Below are 14,542 nucleotides of genomic sequence, written 5' to 3'. Positions count from 1 at the left end.
TTGCCGGCCGCGGCCGGCCCGAATGGGGATTTGACATGAGAGACTTTATCGCGGCCGGCATGGCCGTCGCCGTGCTTGCTTCGGCCGGAGAGGGGATGGCGCAGGATGCCGGCGCCACGACGGTTCTGGAACCCATCTATGTGACGACGCCCTTGCGCCGTCCCTCCACGATCGTGCAGTCGACCTCGACGGTCACCGTGGTCACCGAGGAGGATATCGAGCGCTCCGCCGCCGTCGACCTTCCCTCGCTGCTGAGAAGCTATCCGGGCGTCAACGTCACCACCAATGGCGGCATGGGCGCAAACGCGGGCATCACCCTGCGCGGCACCAATACCGGCCAGACGCTGGTGCTGGTCGATGGCATGCGGGTCGCCTCCGCCACCGGCGGTTCGACGGCGATCGCCAATATTCCGCTTGCAAGCATCGCTCGCGTCGAGATCGTCGAGGGCGCGCATTCGGCCCAGTGGGGCGCGGATGCGATCGGCGGCGTGGTCAACATCATCACCAAGGATGGCAGTTTCTGTGAAAACGGCGCTTCGGTCTGCTCCAGCGTGGAAACCGGCGTGACTTATCCCTGGGGCGGCTTCGGCACGCTTTCGACCCGTGGCGTCACCAATTCGGGCGTCGATTTCAATGTCGGCCTCTCGGTGATCGGCACGGAAGGCTATGATTTCACCACGCCGTCCAACTCCGTTCATGAGCCGGGCCGCGACGGCTTCCTGCAGGGCGGGTTCAACTATTCGATCGGCAAGGATTTCGCCTGGGGCCGGGTTTATTCGCAGGGCTTCTACGCCCGCTCCAATCCGCATTTCGACAGCGCGCCTTATGCCGACTGGATGACCGGCGACATGGTCTACGGGGCCAACCAGTCGATCCAGACGAACGCCGCCTTCAAGCTTGGCGCGGAATTCGACCACGCCGACGACTGGTCGTCGGTGTTCGAGATTTATTCGGCCTTCGACTATCAGAAGAATTTCCGCGACGATCATCCGGAAGCAGATACCCATTACGACACCAATCGCTTCGGCATTTCCGGTTCGACCACCAAGGAAATCATGGCGGGCGACGCGTCGAACATCTTCACGCTCGGCTTCGACGCCTATCGCGAAACGGTCGATTCCTCAGTCGACTACACCGAGACCGGACGCAATGTCGGCGCCTTCTACGGCCAGTACAGCCTCGAGCTTGATGCTCTGACGGTAAATGCCGGCCTGCGCTACGATGCCGACGAGCAGTTCGGCGGCGCGCTGACCTATAATGCCGGCCTCGGCTACGAACTGGTCGAAGGGCTGACGGCGCGCGCCTCGTTCTCCACCGGTTTCAACGCGCCGACCTTCAACGACCTCTACTGGGCGTTCGACGGCTCCTATGTCGGCAACCCCTATCTCGACCCGGAAACCTCGAAGAACTGGGAGGCGGGGCTGAACTGGGATTCCGGCGCGGGCAGCGTGGTCGACATCGTCTACTACGAGAACTACATCGATGACATGATCGTCTATGTGACCGATCCGGTCACCTATATCGGCACCATGGAGAACATTGAGGAGGCCAAGGTCAGCGGCGTGCGCGCGACCTATTCGCAGATGCTGCTCGACGACCGGCTCGGCCTTGATTTCGGCCTCGAATACCGTCTGCCGAAGAACGAGACCGATGACGAATATATCGCCAACCAGAACCGGCTGAAGCTGACGGCGGCGGCAAGCTGGCAGGCGACCGAGCGGCTCAATCTTAACGCCGGTATCGAATATGTCGGCAGCCGCTGGACGAACGAGTCGAACTTCAATCCGCAGCTTGGCGACTATACCGTGGTCGATATTTCCGCCAATTATGCCGTGGATGACTTGTCAAACGTCAAATTCGCGGTCGAAAATCTCTTCGACGAGGATTACCAGACAATTCCCGGCTATAACGCGCCCGGCACCACCGTGACGCTTTCCTACCGAAGGACCTTCTAAATGCCGCACCCGGCGCACGCCAAACGCAATGCTTTCAGCGTCTTCGCAGCGTGCGCCGGGTTTCTTCTTTTCTTCTCCGGTCCGGTCTCGTCAGCGCCGCAACGCGTAGTCTCGATCAACCTGTGCACCGACCAGATGGCGATGCTCGTTGCCGGGGAGGGGCAGTTGCTGTCGGTGTCCAGGCTTGCGGCCGATCCCACCATCTCGGCGATGGCAGAGCAGGCTGAAGACTACCTGCTGAATGACGGGCTGGCGGAGCAAGTGTTCCTGATGAAGCCCGATCTGGTGCTTGCCGGCAGCTATACGACGCGGGAGACGGTCGATCTCCTGAAGCGACTCGGGATCGCGGTGGCGGAATTCCAGCCGGAGGCATCGCTCGATGATGTGCGACACAATCTGGAGCGCATCGGCGTGCTGCTCGACAGGAAGCAGGCCGCGGCGGATGTGATCGCCGCGATGGATAAAGGCCTCGCCGATCTCGCCGGCACGCTGCCCGGCGAGCGCACGGCCGCACTTTATTACGCCAATGGTTATACCTCGGGCAAAAACACACTCGCCGGCGACATGATCGCCCGGCTCGGGCTCGTCAACATCGCCTCTAAGGCCGGCGTTGACAGTCTCGGGCGATTGCCGCTGGAACGGCTGATCATGGCCGCGCCGGATGTGATCGTCGGCGGGGACGCGGATTACGACGCCCCGGCGCTTGCCCAGGCCGGGTTCAGGCATCCAGCCTTCGTGGCGGCCACCGAGCGGAGCGACTATGTCGACCTGCCGAGCCGCTACACCATCTGCGGCGGACCTTTCAACGTCGCGGGGCTTGCCTTGCTTTCCGAACAACTTGGCGGAGGCGGTGCGGATGAATGAGCGCCGGCGCTATTGGCGGCTGATGGTCGGGCTCGGCATTCTCGTGCTGGCGCTGTTTACCGCCTCGCTTGTCATCGGGCCGGCGGGCATCGGGGTTCGCCAGAGCGTCGCCGGCCTGTTCGGTCGCGATGCCGCGTCCATCGTTCTGATCATGCAGGAAATTCGGTTGCCGCGCGCCATTCTGGGGTTGATGATCGGCGCCACGCTCGGGCTTTCGGGCGCGGTGCTGCAGGGCTATCTGCGCAATCCGCTGGCCGAGCCCGGTCTTCTCGGCGTCTCGGCCTCGGCCTCGCTCGGCGCGGTGATCGCGATCTATACCGGCTTGTCAGCGCTGTTTTCGCTGGCGCTGCCGCTGCTGGCGCTTGCCTTCGCCTTCGCCGCGGTCCTGCTGGTGCGGTTTCTGGCCGGCGGCGGGGCGCGCAGCCTGACGATCATTCTCGCCGGCGTTGCCGTAACCAGCTTTGCCGGCGCGATGACCTCGCTGGCGCTCAATCTTTCGCCCAATCCCTTCGCGGCGATGGAGATCATGTTCTGGATGCTGGGTTCGCTCGCCGACCGTTCCATGCTGCAGGTATGGCTGTCGGCGCCGTTCATGCTGGCCGGTTGCGTGCTTCTGTTCGGCTGCGGCCGCGCGCTCGACATGCTGACGCTCGGCCATGAGGCCGCGGTCAGTCTCGGTATGTCGCCGAAACGCACCGAGCGGATGGTGATCTGGGGCGTGGCGGCAAGCGTCGGCGCGGCGACCGCCGTTTCCGGCGCGATCGGTTTCGTCGGGCTGGTGGTGCCGCATATCCTGAGGCCGCTCGTCGGCTCGGTGCCGTCCAGGCTGCTGCCGGCAAGCGCGCTGGGCGGAGCGGCGGTGCTGCTGGCGGCCGATGTCGCGGTCAGGCTGGTGGCCCCGGAGCGCGACCTGAAAATCGGCGTGGTGACAGCGCTGATCGGCGCGCCGTTCTTCCTCTGGCTGATCTACAAGACGCGGCGGGAACTGGTCTGATGCTGCTGCGCGCCGAAAACCTCACCGTTGAAAGAGGCGGCCGCGCCATCGTGAATGGCGTCGATCTCCAGATCAGGCGCGGCGAACTGGTCGGCCTGATCGGCCCCAACGGCGCGGGCAAGACAACGCTTTTGAAGGCGCTGATCGGCGTGACGGCGGCTTCCGGCGCAGTGTTCCTGCAGGACAGCCCGCTGGAGGGCCTCAGCGCGAATGAGCGCGCCCGCCGGGTCGCCTTTCTGCCGCAGGACCACGAGATCGCTTGGCCGGTGAAGGTGCGCGAGGTGGTGGCGCTTGGCCGCCAGCCGTGGATCCAGAACAGTTGTTTCGGCGATTACGCCCGCGGCCAGATCATCGCCGAGGCGATGGCGCGTATGGGCGTCGAAACCCTGGCCGAGCGCACGGCCGACACGCTTTCCGGCGGCGAGCGCGCCCGCGTGCTGATCGCCCGCGCACTGGCGCAGATGACCCCGCTCTTGATCGCCGATGAACCGGTCGCCGGGCTCGACCCCGCCCACCAGATCGGCTTGATGGAGGTGTTCGTCTCGCTGTTGCGCGAGGGGCGTTCGGTGCTCGTGTCGCTGCACGATCTCGGCCTTGCCGCGCGCTGGTGCACCCGGCTGGTCATGATGGATGGCGGCGGCGTGGTGGCCGACGGTCCGCCCGCCGCGGTGCTGACGGCGGAAAACCTGCGCCGGGTCTATGGGATCGAGGCCTATTTCGGCAAAGCCGATGGCGGTCCGGTAATCATGCCGACCCGTCTTTCGCCGAAATAGCGGTGCGGAGCAGGCGGCGTCCCGTTCCTGCCGAAAGCGCCATTGCGCGAAGGCGGCGATTTCGCTAAGAAACCGCAGTTTTCCCGGCATGCGTCGAAATCTGGCTGTTGCGAGCCGGCCCAGCGACCTGACGGCGAACGCGGCATGGATGAGGCGTCCGGTTCCGGACGCCCTGGAATTTTGAGTTTTGGAAAGTCTTCAATGGCCCGCATCGTCATGAAATTCGGCGGCACGTCTGTCGCCAATATCGAACGCATCCGCAATGTGGCGCGCCATGTGAAACGGGAAGTCGATGCTGGCCACGAGGTCGCCGTCGTGGTTTCGGCCATGGCCGGCAAGACCAACGAACTGGTGGAGTGGACGCGCGAGGCCTCGCCGATGCACGACGCCCGCGAATATGACGTCGTCGTCTCCTCCGGCGAGCAGGTGACCTCCGGGCTTCTGGCGATCGTGCTGCAGGCGATGGGCGTCAACGCCCGCTCATGGCAGGGCTGGCAATTGCCGATCAAGACCGACGGCACCCATGGCGCGGCCCGCATCGTCGATATCGATGGCTCGGACATCATCAAGCGCATGGGCGAGGGCCAGGTTGCGGTCTGCGCCGGCTTCCAGGGCATCGGTCCGGATAACCGGGTTGCGACCCTTGGCCGCGGCGGCTCGGATACCTCCGCCGTCGCCATCGCCGCCGCCGTGAAGGCCGATCGCTGCGATATCTACACCGATGTCGACGGCGTCTACACCACCGATCCACGCGTCGAGCCGAAGGCGAAGCGCCTGAAGAAGGTGGCGTTCGAGGAAATGCTGGAAATGGCCTCGCTCGGCGCCAAGGTTCTGCAGGTTCGCTCGGTCGAGCTTGCCATGGTTCACAAGGTGCGCACATTTGTGCGTTCAAGCTTCGATGCGCCGGACGCCCCCGGCATGGGCGATTTCGAAAATCCGCCCGGTACCCTGATTTGCGACGAGGATGAGATTTTGGAACAGGAAGTCGTAACCGGCATCGCGTATGCCAAGGACGAGGCTCAGATTTCGCTGCGTCGCGTCGAAGACCGCCCCGGCGTTGCGGCCGCCATCTTCGGCCCGCTCGCCGATGCCCATGTCAATGTCGACATGATCGTGCAGAACATCTCGGAAGAGGGCACCCATACCGACATGACCTTCACCGTGCCGGCCTCGGATGTCGAGAAGGCCAAGGCCGCGCTTGCCGCCAAGCAGTCGGAAATCGGCTATGACGTGATCCAGAGCGAGACCGAGCTTGCCAAAATTTCGGTGATCGGCATTGGCATGCGCTCCCATTCCGGCGTTGCCGCCTCGGCCTTCAAGGCCCTGTCGCAGAAGGGAATCAACATCAAGGCGATTACCACATCCGAGATCAAGATCTCGATCCTGATCGACGGCGCCTATGCCGAGCTTGCAGTCAGGACTTTGCATTCCTGCTACGGTCTCGATAAATAGACCCTAAAAAGGGTGGTCGGTGAGTCCCGGTCACCCATGGAAGCCGAACGGACTTCCGCGAACGGGGACAGACTTGCGATGAACCACCAGGCATCGAGCCCGCGCATCTTGCTGAAGCGGCTGAGGGAACTGATGGCGGAGCCATTGGAGCCGCAGGACCGCCTCGACCGCATCGTCGGCCAGATAGCCGACAACATGGTGGCGGCGGTGTGCTCGGTCTATGTGCTGCGCGCCGACAGCGTGCTCGAGCTTTACGCCACGCAAGGCCTGAAGCGCGATGCCGTCCACCTCGCCAGTCTGCGCATGGGGCAGGGCCTTGTCGGCACGATCGCGGCGTCCGCCCGCCCGCTGAACCTTTCCGACGCCCAGTCGCATCCAGCCTTCCGTTATCTCCCGGAAACCGGCGAGGAAATCTATCACTCCTTCCTCGGCGTGCCGATCCTGCGCGCCGGCCGCACGCTCGGCGTTCTGGTCGTCCAGAACACCGACGAGCATGCCTATAGCGAGGAGGAGGTCGAGGCGCTGCAGACCGCGGCGATGCTGCTTGCCGAGCTCATTGCCTCCGGCGACCTGAAGAAGATCACCCGCCCCGGCATGGAGCTCGATCTTACCCGCTCCGTATCGCTGTCTGGCGATGCCTATGGCGAGGGCATCGCGCTCGGCCACGCCGTGCTGCACGAGCCGCGCATCGTCATCAACAATCTCGTCAACGAGGACAGCGACGCCGAGATCGCGCGGTTGCGCGCCGCCGTCGAGAAACTGCGCTTCTCGATCGACGAACTGTTGCAGCGCAACGACGTGCCGTCGGAGGGCGAGCACCGCGAGGTGCTGGAAACCTACCGAATGTTTGCCCATGACCGCGGCTGGGTCCGCCGGCTGGAAGAGGCGATCACGCTGGGGCTGACGGCCGAGGGCGCGGTCGAGAAGGTGCAGAGCGACACGAAGGCGCGGATGATCCGGCTGACCGACCCCTTCATGCGCGACCGGATGCACGATCTCGACGACCTTGCCAACAGGCTTCTGAGACAGTTGACCGGCGGGGTTATCGATCGCGACGGCAAGAACTTCCCCGAAGACGCGATTGTCGTGGCGCGGGTGATGGGCGCGGCCGAGCTTCTGGATTATCCGCGCGAAAAGCTGCGCGGCCTGGTGCTGGAGGACGGGGCCGCCACCAGCCATGTGATCATCGTCGCGCGCGCCATGGGCATTCCGGTGATCGGCCAGGCGACCGGCGTTGCCGCTCAGGTCGAAAACGGCGATGCTATCATCGTCGATGGCGACGACGGCGAGGTGCATGTGCGCCCGCTCGATGCGCTCGTCGTCGCATACGAAGAAAAGGTCCGGCTGCGCGCCCGCCGGCAGGAACAGTTTCGCGCGTTGCGTTCCGTTGATCCGGTCTCGGCCGATGGCGTGCGTTTCAAGCTGATGATGAATGCCGGCCTGCTGGTCGACCTGCCGCAGCTTGATGATTCGGGCGCGGAGGGCATCGGTCTGTTCCGCACCGAGCTGCAGTTCATGATTGCCTCGCGCATGCCGAAGGCCGCCGAGCAGGAATCGTTTTATCGTCAGGTGCTCGACCATGCCGGCGACCGTCCGGTGACCTTCCGCACGCTCGATATCGGCTCCGACAAGATGGTCTCCTTCTTCCGCGCTCAGGAAGAGGAAAACCCGGCCATGGGCTGGCGCGCCATCCGGCTTGCGCTCGACCGGCCCTATCTCCTGCGCATGCAGATGCGCGCTCTGATGAAGGCAACGGCGGGCGAGACGCTGCGCGTCATGGTGCCGATGGTCTCCGAAGTGGGCGAGCTGCGCGAGACGCGCGCGCTGATGGCCAAGGAAGTGCAGCATCTCGTGAAATTCGGCCATCAGGTGCCGAAAAAGATCGAGCTTGGCGCCATGCTGGAAGTGCCGGCGCTGCTTTACGAGATCGACGAGCTGATGGCCGAGGTGGATTTCGTCTCGGTGGGATCCAACGACCTCTATCAGTTCTTTATGGCGATCGACCGCGGCAATGCCCGCGTTTCCGACCGCTACGACACGATCAGCAAACCGTTCCTCCGGATGCTGCGCGATATCGTGCGCGCGGGCGAGCGCAACAATGTGCCGGTGACGCTGTGCGGCGAATATGCCAGCAAGCCGATTTCCGCGCTGGCGCTGTTTGCGATCGGCTACCGCGCCGTATCCATGTCGCCGACGGCGATCGGGCCGGTGAAGGCGATGCTGCTCGGGCTCGATATCGACGCCGTCAGCGCCGAGATCAACGCCGCGCTCGACGATCCCGCCAACACGACTCCGGTGCGCGCATTGCTTGAACGCTTTGCGAACGACCACAATATTCCGCTATAGACGGCATTCCGTTATAAGCGGTCGGCGCGCGAGCGCTCCATAAGAAAATCTCCATAACCAGCGGAGTGATCCCGGCGTGGCAAGGCTACCCAAAGACAAGATGCGCGAACTGGAACGGCGGTTCTCCGAGGTCGAGGCCCGGATGTCCTCCGGCCCCGACGCGGAAACCTATGTGAAGCTCGCATCCGAATATGCCGAGCTGGAACCGGTGGTGAAGAAAATCCGCGACTATCAGGCCGCCGAAAGCGAGCTTGCCGATCTCGAAACCCTGCTCGCCGACAAGGCGACCGACCGCGAAATGCGCGAACTCGCCGAAATGGAAATGCCCGATCTCGAGGAGAAGATCGAGACGCTGTCGGGCGAAATCCAGATCCTGCTTTTGCCGCGCGATGCCGCCGATGAAAAGAGCGCCGTGCTTGAAATCCGCGCGGGCACCGGCGGCTCGGAGGCGGCGCTGTTTGCCGGCGACCTGTTCCGCATGTATGAGCGCTACGCCTCTTCCAAGGGCTGGAAGGTGGAGGTGCTTTCGGCAAGCGAGGGCGATGCCGGCGGTTACAAGGAAATCATCGCCTCGGTCAGTGGCAGGGGCGTGTTCTCGCGGCTGAAATTCGAATCCGGCGTTCATCGGGTGCAACGGGTGCCCGAAACCGAAGCCGGCGGTCGCATCCACACCTCCGCCGCCACCGTTGCCGTGCTGCCGGAGGCCGAGGATATCGATGTCGATGTGCGCCAGGAAGATATCCGCATCGACACGATGCGCTCCTCCGGCGCGGGAGGTCAGCACGTCAACACCACCGACTCGGCCGTGCGCATCACCCACATCCCGACCGGAATCGTCGTCACCTCATCGGAAAAATCCCAGCACCAGAACAGGGCCAAGGCGATGCAGGTGCTCAGGGCAAAGCTCTACGACATGGAACGCCAGCGCGCCGATGACGCCCGGTCCGCCGACCGCAAGAGCCAGGTCGGCTCCGGCGACCGGTCGGAGCGCATCCGCACCTATAATTTTCCGCAGGGCCGGGTCACCGATCACCGCATCAACCTGACGCTCTACAAGCTCGATGCCGTGATTGCAGGCGATTTGGACGAGGTCGTGGATGCGCTGGTGGCCGATTATCAGGCCGGCCAGCTTGCCATGCTCGGCGTCGAGGCGCATTGAGGTGACGCTTTCGGAACTCTACCGCCAGACCGTCGACGCCTTCGCGGCGGCGGGGCTTGACGCGCCGCAGGAAGACACCCGTCATCTGGTGAGCGGCGTGCTCGGCCTGACGCTGACCGAGATGGTGACCGAAGGCGCGCGCGTGATCGATGCCGTCGAAATGCAGGCGGTTGCCGAAGCGGTCGAGCGCCGCAAGAACCGCGAGCCGGTCTACCGTATTCTTGGCGCGCGCGAATTCTACGGGCTCGACTTTTTGCTGTCGCCGGAAACGCTGGAGCCGCGGCCGGATACGGAAATTCTGGTCGAGCAGTGCCTGCCATTTCTGAAACGCCGCATCGCCGAGACCGGGCGGGCGCGTTTCGTTGATCTCGGCACCGGAACCGGGGCGATCGCGATCACGTTGCTCAGCCAGTGTCGCGAGGCCGAGGGCGTGGCGACGGATATTTCCGAGGGTGCCCTTGAAACGGCGCGCGGCAATGCCTTGATAAATGGCGTAGCCGACCGGCTCGGCCTTAAACAGGGTTCGTGGTTCGAGGCAATCGACGGGCGTTTTGACATGATCGTGTCAAATCCGCCTTATATCGTCTCGAATGAGATCGCGGCGCTTCAGCCCGAAGTTCGCGATTTTGATCCGCTGGCAGCCCTTGATGGCGGCGAAAGCGGCCTGGATGCCTATCGGGCGATCGCCGCCAGCGCAGGCGACCATCTCGCTGAAGGCGGGATCGTGGCGCTCGAAATCGGAGCCGAACAGAAGACGGCGGTGACCGCGGTGTTTACCGAGGCCGGTTTCAAACTCTCGGTTGCAGCAAAGGACCTCGGCGGTAACGACCGTGCGTTGATCTTCATCAGGGCCGAATGAGGCCGGAGACGGAGGCGGCGGCTTTTTGGCCGCCGGCGATAGGCCTGTCTAAATATTTGAAACTGCGCGGCGTTCCTGTCGCGAAAGATTGCGATTTTCCGGCTAAAACGCCCGGATTTTTTTGAAATCAACTAAAGAAAGGGCTTGGAATTTCTCCACAGGCGGGCTAGGTTGCAGCCACGCAAAACGGCGACTGAAAGAAACAGCGATTCGTCGCTTGGCCTCAGTCTACAGGTTTTCCGTCCAGTGTTGGTTCATTGTGACTTACCGTCTTTTGCGTGATTCAGGTCCTTAAATTCCACGAATGGCAGCGCTGAGATGCCCTGCCGGATGGACTATGCCGCCGTGTGTTCATGACACCGCTCGGCAAAGGGCGTAGCTCGACCATAAACAGAAATTCAGGTGAAGTTTTCATGAGGTCAGGACAGCAGAATAAACGCGGACGCGGGCGCGGCGGCAATAATAACAATTTCAACCGCAAGGGCGCCAATCCGCTGACCCGGACCTATGACAGCGCCGGTCCCGATGTGAAGGTCCGCGGCACCGCCCAGCATGTGGCGGAAAAATACATGGCGCTGGCGCGCGACGCCCAGAGCGCCGGCGACCGCGTGATGGCTGAAAACTATCTTCAGCATGCCGAGCACTACAACCGGATCATCGCCGCCGCCCAGGCGCAGATGCAGGATCGCCACCAGCGCGACGACCGCTCCGACAATGATGACAATGACGATAACGCCGCCCAGGCCAACGGCAACCGCGCCGATGATCGCAATGACGGCAATGATCGTAACGACCGCGGCGAGCGCAATGATCGTAATGATCGCAATGACCGCAATGACCGTCGCAACAATCGTCGCCAGGAGCAGGCCGTCGACGCCGACGGGCCGCAGCCGGTGATCGAAGGCACGCCCGCCGAAGTGATGGCCGAGGACGCCAACGGCCAGCCGGTCGACAAGCCGCGCCGCCGCGCCTCGACCGCCGCCCGTCCGCGCCGCACCAAGCGCGCCGCCGCCGAAACCGCGGCCGAAAGCGAAGCGCCGGCAACGGAGAGCAAGGCGCCCGCCGCCGAAGCTGCCCCGGAAGGCGAAGCTCCCAAGAAACCCGCCCGCCGCCGTCGTACGCCGAAGGCCGAAGCCGGCGACAATGACGGCAACCGCGACGCCAAGGCACTGGCTGACGCTGCTTCGGAGTAAGCGGGGGCGTCGGGCTGAGGACGCAGCCATAGGCTTCTGGCTTTCTTTAAGGGAAGCCTCTCCGTTTTCAATCTCTCCCCTTGAGGGAGAGATGCCCCGACAGGGGCAGAGAGGGGTGAACCCTCTCCGGGAGTTCGGAGCCTGCGGCTCTTAGGGCTTACGCCCTTTACCCCTCTCTGTCGCTTTCGCGACATCTCCCCCTCAAGGGGGGGAGATTATTGGCTGTGAGGCTTCCGGTTAACACGGACCGGAGCAGTCGCGGCAAACAAGCATATCGATTAAAACCGGCCCCGGCCGGTGGCGGAGACGAATGGCACTGGTGATTGCAATCGACGGGCCGGCGGCGGCCGGCAAGGGGACGCTGGCGCGCAAGCTTGCCTCCCATTACGGTTTGCCGCATCTCGATACCGGGCTGACATACCGCGCCACCGCCAAAGCCCTCATCGATGCCGGCAAGCCGCTCGATGACGAGACGATTGCCGCCGAAATGGCGGGCGCGATCGATCTTGCCGGCCTCGACCGCGCGGTGCTTTCCGCACACGAAATCGGCGAGGCGGCCTCGAAGGTGGCGGCGATGCCCCGGGTCCGCACGGCGCTCGTTGCCGCCCAGCGCCGCTTTGCCGAAACCGGCGCCGGCGCGGTGCTCGACGGGCGCGACATCGGCACGGTGGTCTGCCCCGGTGCGACAGTGAAGCTTTATGTGACCGCCGATCCCGAACTGCGTGCCAGACGCCGCTATGACGAGATTGTCGCCGGCGGCGGGACGGCAGATTTCGCCGAAATCTTCGAAGACGTGAAGCGCCGCGACGCGCGCGACATGGGCCGTAAGGACAGTCCGCTGAGGCCGGCGGACGATGCGCACTTGCTTGATACGTCCAAAATGGGTATAGAGGCCGCGTTTCAGGCCGCGCGCGCGATTATCGACGGGCAGCTTGACCGGAATAACTGAAATTGGCGGGTTTTCCCGCATATAGAGGTTTTCACAGCATCCACGCGCCGGAATGCTCTTTGCCGTAAGGGAAAGAGGGGTGCTCTGACTACCTGATATCAACACCAGCCACCGGCGCATCCGTGTCAGGCTTTTTGAGCCGGCACGTTCCAGGAGTTTCTATGACTGCACAAACCCCCACGCGCGACGATTTCGCCGCAATGCTGGAAGAATCCTTCGGCGCCAACAATGATCTGGCCGAAGGCTATGTCGCCAAGGGCCTCGTCACGGGCATCGAAAAGGATGTCGCCATCATCGATGTCGGCCTCAAGGTCGAAGGCCGCGTGCCGCTGAAGGAATTCGGCGCCAAGGGCAAGGAAGGCGAACTGAAGGTCGGCGACGAGGTCGAAGTCTATGTCGAGCGCATCGAAAACGCGCTGGGCGAGGCTGTCCTGTCGCGCGAAAAGGCGCGCCGCGAGGAATCGTGGATCAAGCTCGAAGCCAAGTTCGAGGCCGGCGAGCGCGTTGAAGGCCTGATCTTCAACCAGGTCAAGGGCGGCTTCACCGTCGATCTCGACGGCGCGATCGCCTTCCTGCCGCGTTCGCAGGTGGATATCCGTCCGATCCGCGACGTTTCCCCGCTGATGCACACGCCGCAGCCGTTCGAAATCCTGAAGATGGACAAGCGCCGCGGCAACATCGTCGTTTCGCGCCGGACCGTTCTTGAGGAAAGCCGCGCGGAACAGCGTTCGGAAATCGTCCAGAACCTCGAAGAGGGTCAGGTTGTCGAGGGTGTCGTCAAGAACATCACCGATTACGGCGCATTCGTGGATCTCGGCGGTATCGATGGCCTGCTGCACGTCACCGACATGGCATGGCGTCGCGTCAACCACCCGACCGAGCTTCTGACTATCGGCCAGAACGTCAAGGTTCAGATCATCCGCATCAACCAGGAAACGCATCGCATTTCGCTGGGCATGAAGCAGCTTGAAGCTGACCCGTGGGATGGCATTTCGGCCAAGTATCCGGAAGGCAAGAAGATTTCCGGCACTGTCACGAATATCACCGATTACGGTGCGTTCGTCGAGCTTGAGCCGGGCATTGAAGGCCTGATCCACATCTCGGAAATGTCCTGGACCAAGAAGAACGTCCACCCCGGCAAGATCCTGTCGACAACGCAGGACGTCGATGTCGTCGTTCTCGAAGTCGATCCGGCCAAGCGCCGCATCTCGCTCGGTCTCAAGCAGACGCTTGAAAACCCGTGGGAAGCCTTCTCCTTCTCCAACCCGCCCGGCACCGAAGTCGAGGGCGAGATCAAGAACAAGACCGAGTTCGGCCTGTTCATCGGTCTCGAAGGCGATGTCGACGGCATGGTGCACCTTTCCGATCTCGACTGGAACCGTCCGGGCGAGCAGGTCATCGAGGAATACAACAAGGGCGATATCGTCAAGGCTGTCGTTCTCGATGTGGACATCGAAAAGGAACGCATCTCGCTCGGCATCAAGCAGCTCGGCAAGGATGCGCTGACGGAAGCAGCCGCTTCCGGCGATCTGCGCAAGGGCGCGGTGGTTTCCTGCGAAGTCATCGGCACCAATGACGGCGGCGTGGAAGTGAAGCTCGTCAATCACGACGACATCACCGCCTTCATCCGCCGTTCGGATCTGGCCCGCGACCGCGACGACCAGCGCCCCGAGCGTTTCTCGGTCGGCCAGGTGTTCGACGCCCGCGTCACCAACTTCTCCAAGCGCGACCGCAAGGTCATGCTGTCGATCAAGGCGCTGGAAATCGCCGAGGAGAAGGAAGCCGTGGCACAGTTCGGTTCGTCCGACAGTGGCGCTTCGCTCGGCGACATTCTGGGCGCTGCCCTGAAGAACCGCGACGACCAGTAAGCCTCGCTTGCTTCACGAATAGAAAACCGCCGGGTGGCAACGCCCGGCGGTTTTTTGTTTGCCCTGATATCGGGTTTTAGAGCATCAGGCGCGATGAATGAATCGTATGGGATTCCGTTTTGGTGTGATT

General features: G+C 63.2%; 11 protein-coding genes. All 11 read left to right on the top strand.

Features of this window, described 5'->3' with window-relative positions; translation table 11 throughout:
* Positions 1 to 35: 35 nt before the first annotated feature.
* On the top strand, positions 36 to 1,955 hold the full coding sequence (locus V6766_RS09285; protein ID WP_448465732.1) for a TonB-dependent receptor domain-containing protein: 1,920 nt from the start codon (positions 36 to 38) through the stop codon (positions 1,953 to 1,955).
* Positions 1,956 to 2,819, top strand: coding sequence for an ABC transporter substrate-binding protein (locus V6766_RS09280; protein WP_448465730.1), 864 nt, complete (start codon positions 1,956 to 1,958; stop codon positions 2,817 to 2,819).
* Positions 2,812 to 3,813: a FecCD family ABC transporter permease gene (locus V6766_RS09275; RefSeq protein WP_448465728.1), complete on the top strand. Its 1,002-nt coding sequence runs from the start codon at positions 2,812 to 2,814 to the stop codon at positions 3,811 to 3,813. The genes V6766_RS09280 and V6766_RS09275 overlap by 8 nt, the downstream gene beginning before the upstream one ends.
* Complete coding sequence (locus V6766_RS09270; protein ID WP_448466073.1) at positions 3,810 to 4,586, top strand: ABC transporter ATP-binding protein; 777 nt, start codon at positions 3,810 to 3,812, stop codon at positions 4,584 to 4,586. The genes V6766_RS09275 and V6766_RS09270 overlap by 4 nt, the downstream gene beginning before the upstream one ends.
* A gap of 201 nt (positions 4,587 to 4,787) precedes the next feature.
* Positions 4,788 to 6,038 carry an aspartate kinase gene (locus V6766_RS09265; protein WP_448465726.1) on the top strand — a complete coding sequence of 417 codons (1,251 nt, stop codon included), beginning with the start codon at positions 4,788 to 4,790 and terminating at the stop codon, positions 6,036 to 6,038.
* A gap of 78 nt (positions 6,039 to 6,116) precedes the next feature.
* Positions 6,117 to 8,384, top strand: coding sequence for a phosphoenolpyruvate--protein phosphotransferase (gene ptsP, locus V6766_RS09260; RefSeq protein WP_448465724.1), 2,268 nt, complete (start codon positions 6,117 to 6,119; stop codon positions 8,382 to 8,384).
* Between the two features lie 76 nt (positions 8,385 to 8,460).
* Positions 8,461 to 9,543, top strand: a complete 1,083-nt coding sequence (prfA, locus tag V6766_RS09255; protein WP_448465722.1) for a peptide chain release factor 1 — start codon at positions 8,461 to 8,463, stop codon at positions 9,541 to 9,543.
* Positions 9,539 to 10,402 (top strand): peptide chain release factor N(5)-glutamine methyltransferase, encoded by an 864-nt coding sequence (gene prmC / locus V6766_RS09250; protein ID WP_448466071.1) that lies wholly within the window; start codon positions 9,539 to 9,541, stop codon positions 10,400 to 10,402. The genes prfA and prmC overlap by 5 nt, the downstream gene beginning before the upstream one ends.
* Before the next feature lie 413 nt (positions 10,403 to 10,815).
* A complete protein-coding gene (locus V6766_RS09245; protein WP_448465720.1) occupies positions 10,816 to 11,595 on the top strand; it encodes a DUF4167 domain-containing protein in 780 nt (259 codons plus the stop codon).
* Positions 11,596 to 11,905: 310 nt separating this feature from the next.
* Positions 11,906 to 12,544 (top strand): (d)CMP kinase, encoded by a 639-nt coding sequence (gene cmk, locus V6766_RS09240; RefSeq protein WP_448465718.1) that lies wholly within the window; start codon positions 11,906 to 11,908, stop codon positions 12,542 to 12,544.
* Positions 12,545 to 12,705: 161 nt separating this feature from the next.
* Positions 12,706 to 14,412 (top strand): 30S ribosomal protein S1, encoded by a 1,707-nt coding sequence (gene rpsA, locus V6766_RS09235; protein ID WP_448427842.1) that lies wholly within the window; start codon positions 12,706 to 12,708, stop codon positions 14,410 to 14,412.
* The last annotated feature ends 130 nt before the right edge of the window (positions 14,413 to 14,542 follow it).

Source organism: Martelella sp. AMO21009, from assembly GCF_053484295.1.
Note: the sequence above shows the minus strand (reverse complement) of the source record. Positions and strands in the feature narration are given on the sequence as shown.